This is a genomic window from Protofrankia sp. Cr1, assembly GCF_963555865.1.
Lineage (GTDB): Bacteria > Actinomycetota > Actinomycetes > Frankiales > Frankiaceae > Protofrankia.
Map to the genome: position 1 here is coordinate 1 of NZ_CAUVXO010000512.1, position 3,062 is coordinate 3,062.

Annotated in this window: 3 protein-coding genes; 1 reads left to right on the forward strand and 2 read right to left on the reverse strand. The window is 72.1% G+C overall.

Translation table 11 applies throughout. The features are described from left to right. Positions 1 to 972: HAD-IIA family hydrolase (locus tag U9980_RS24790; protein WP_322770134.1), on the reverse strand; the 972-nt coding region annotated here is incomplete at its 3' end. Continuing rightward, positions 969 to 1,439: a tetratricopeptide repeat protein gene (locus U9980_RS24795; protein WP_322770135.1), complete on the reverse strand. Its 471-nt coding sequence runs from the start codon at positions 1,437 to 1,439 to the stop codon at positions 969 to 971. The genes U9980_RS24795 and U9980_RS24790, both read right to left, overlap by 4 nt. A gap of 322 nt (positions 1,440 to 1,761) precedes the next feature. Between U9980_RS24795 and U9980_RS24800 the strand changes: the two genes are divergently transcribed. Continuing rightward, positions 1,762 to 3,062, forward strand: a 1,301-nt coding sequence (locus tag U9980_RS24800) for a DUF1015 domain-containing protein (protein ID WP_322770136.1), incomplete at its 3' end; no start/stop codon positions are given.

Here is a 3,062-nt window from a genome sequence, read left to right on the forward strand (position 1 = left end):
GCGCCAGGTCAGCGTCGAATCACGCACCTGCGCGACCCAGCCGCCGCACACCGCCACCACGTCGTCGCAGTGTGGGTTGCCGTCCACGTCCGCCCCCTGCGGTACCCCGTCAACCTGGGCCCTGCCCACTGTCACCACGACACCCGGGTGGCACGCAAGCAGGCCACGCAGGTCGGCGGCGAGATACGTCGGCCGGTGGCGTGCCTGTGCCCGCAGGAGCTCAGCCGGGGCGGCCACCCCGGTGAGCACCAGCAGGGACGGCGTGCCCGACCGGACGGCGGACTCGATGTCGGTGTCGAGGCGGTCGCCGACAATCAGCGGAAACCTGGCCCCGCTCCGGCGGACCGACTCCTCGTGCATCGCACGCTCGGGCTTTCCAGTCACCATCGGATCGCAGCCGGTGGCGGTGCGCAGCATTGCGACCAGCGAACCGTTGCCGGGCATCAGGCCACGCTCGGTCGGCACCGTCGCATCGACATTGCTCGCGACCCAGAACGCGCCGGCCCGGATCGCGAGTGCGGCCTCGGCGAGCCGAGCGTAGTCGAGATCTGGATCAAAGCCCTGGACGACGGCGACGGGTTGCTCCCCGGCGGTTGTCACCGGCCGTAGGCCTTCCGCGGTCACCGCCTCGCGCAACCCCTCCCCACCGGCGACCAGAACAGCCGCGCCCGCGGGTAGCCGTTGCGCCAGCACCCGCGCGGCCGCCTGAGCCGACGTGACGACATCGGGTACCGCCGCGGACACGCCGACCGACGCCAGTCGACGCACAACCTCCGCCGGCGGACGCAGCGCATTGTTGGTGACGTACACCACCCGCATGCCGCGGTCGCGGGCGGCCGCGATCGTCACCGCGGCATGGGGCACAGCCTGCGACCCCCGGTACACCACGCCGTCGAGGTCCATCAGGGCGACATCGTGGGCGTCGACCAGCGCGGACGGTGACGCCGACAGTGGACGCGGACCGCCTGTCATGGCCGGTTGAGTGCGGCTCGGGCACCCCGCAGGGCCTGGCCGTAATGTCGGAGGTCCGGACGCATCGCCGCGGCCAGCGCCAGATGCTCCACGGCAGCGCGAAGGTCACCGGTTCGCCGAGCCGCCATCCCGAGCCCGAACTGCGCGTAGTCGTCCGCCGGGTCGTTGTCGACTATCCAGGCGAAGCTCTCCCGCGCGGCGCCGTACTGGCCGGCGTCGAACTGTGCCCGGGCCAGCGCCTCCCGGACGCTGCGGGAGTCCGGCTCGGCGGCGACGGCATGGGCCAGCAGTTGAACCGCGGCGTTGGCATTCCCCCGGTCGAGCAGGGCGACGCCCCGGGTGTACCAGTCGTAGACCTCACCGCCGGGAGTGCCGCCACCAGAACCGCCGACCCCAGCACCGTTGGCACCAGCACCGTTGGCACCAGCACCGTTGGCACCAGCACCGTTCGCCTCAGGCCCATTCATCCCGGGTCCCTTGTGCCCGCCCGACATCCGTGCCTCCCCTAACCCTCAGGGCCTTCGTGCTCAGGGCCGCCGTGCTCGCAGCGTTGCCGCCACCGATGCACACGTCAGCCGACGCCGATGACGGCCGGACGCATCTTCACAAGGTTCGCCCCTCAGTGTCGCCGGAAACCGGGCGACGCTCCCACCGATCGCGCTGATCGCGCTAGTTCTATACCGACTGTTACCGGCATGGATGCTCAGCGGTCCGGCCGAGCACCACGCCCGGCCGTGGTTCGCCCGCCGGAGACGGCCACAGGGGACGCCCAGCCCCTACGATCGCGGCATGGCTGCTTGCGACCCGGCCCTGCCCACACCCGGCGGACTCGTGCTCGCGCCGTTTCGTGCCCTGCGGTATGTGGCCGACGACGGGCCGGATCTGGCGGCGCGGACCGCCCCGCCCTACGACGTGATCGACGCGGCGGGCGTCACCGCGCTGGAGACGACGCATCCGCACAATGTCGTCCGCCTGATCCTGCCCCGTGACACCGACGAGCACTCCCCCGACAGTCGGTACGGCCGTGCCGGGCGGACCCTGCGCGAGTGGATCGCCACCGGCGTCCTGCGCCTCGACGACGCTGCGGCGCTGTACGTGTACGAGGAGGTCCACGGCGACCACATCCAGCGGGGCCTGGTCGGCGCGGTGGCTCTCGCGGACCCGGACGCGGGGATCATCCTGCCGCACGAGAACACCATGGCCGGCCCGGTGGCCGACCGGCTCGCCCTGACCGTGTCCACCGGGGCGAACCTCGAACCGATCTTCCTGCTGTACTCCGGCGGCGGCCTCACCAGCCAGCTCGTGGCGGCGACGGTGGCGACCACACCGCTGCTGAGCACCGCGACCGATGACGGTGTGTCGCACCGCATCTGGGCGCTGACCGACCCGGACGAGCTGGCGAGCATCGCCGGTGATCTGTACGAACGGCGCGCGGTGATCGCCGACGGACACCACCGGTACGCAACCTACCGTCGCTACCAGGCAGACCGCCACGCTGCCGGGGACGGCGCCGGCCCGTGGGATTTCGGCCTGGCCTTCCTGGCCGACGCGCGGGTGTCGGGGCCTGCGGTCCACGCGATCCATCGGGTCGTGGCCGGGCTCGACGTGGCGCAGGCCGCTCGTCGAGCCGCTGCGGCATTCTCGGTGACGCAGCTGGACGGCGAGCCGGACCCGACCGGGGTGACCCTGCTCGACGCGCTGGCAGGAGCGGGCACGGACGGCCACGCATTTGTGATCACCGATGGCCGGACGGCGTTCCTGCTGAGCGATCCGGATCCGGCGCTGCTCGCGCAGGTGCTACCGGCGGACCGGTCAGCCGCCTTTCGCGGGCTGGACGTCACCGTCGCGCATCTCGTGCTGATCACAACGGTCTGGGGTCTGGCCGACACCGAGGACGTGGTCGGCTACCGCCATGACGCGACCACCGCGATCGCCGCCGCGGCGCAGGCCGGCGGGACCGCACTTCTGCTGAACCCGACGCCCGCGGCCGACGTCGCGGCGGTCGCCGCCGCCGGCGAACGCATGCCGCGCAAGTCGACGCTGTTCACACCCAAGCCACGAAGCGGCCTGCTGATCCGTCCGTTGGACGG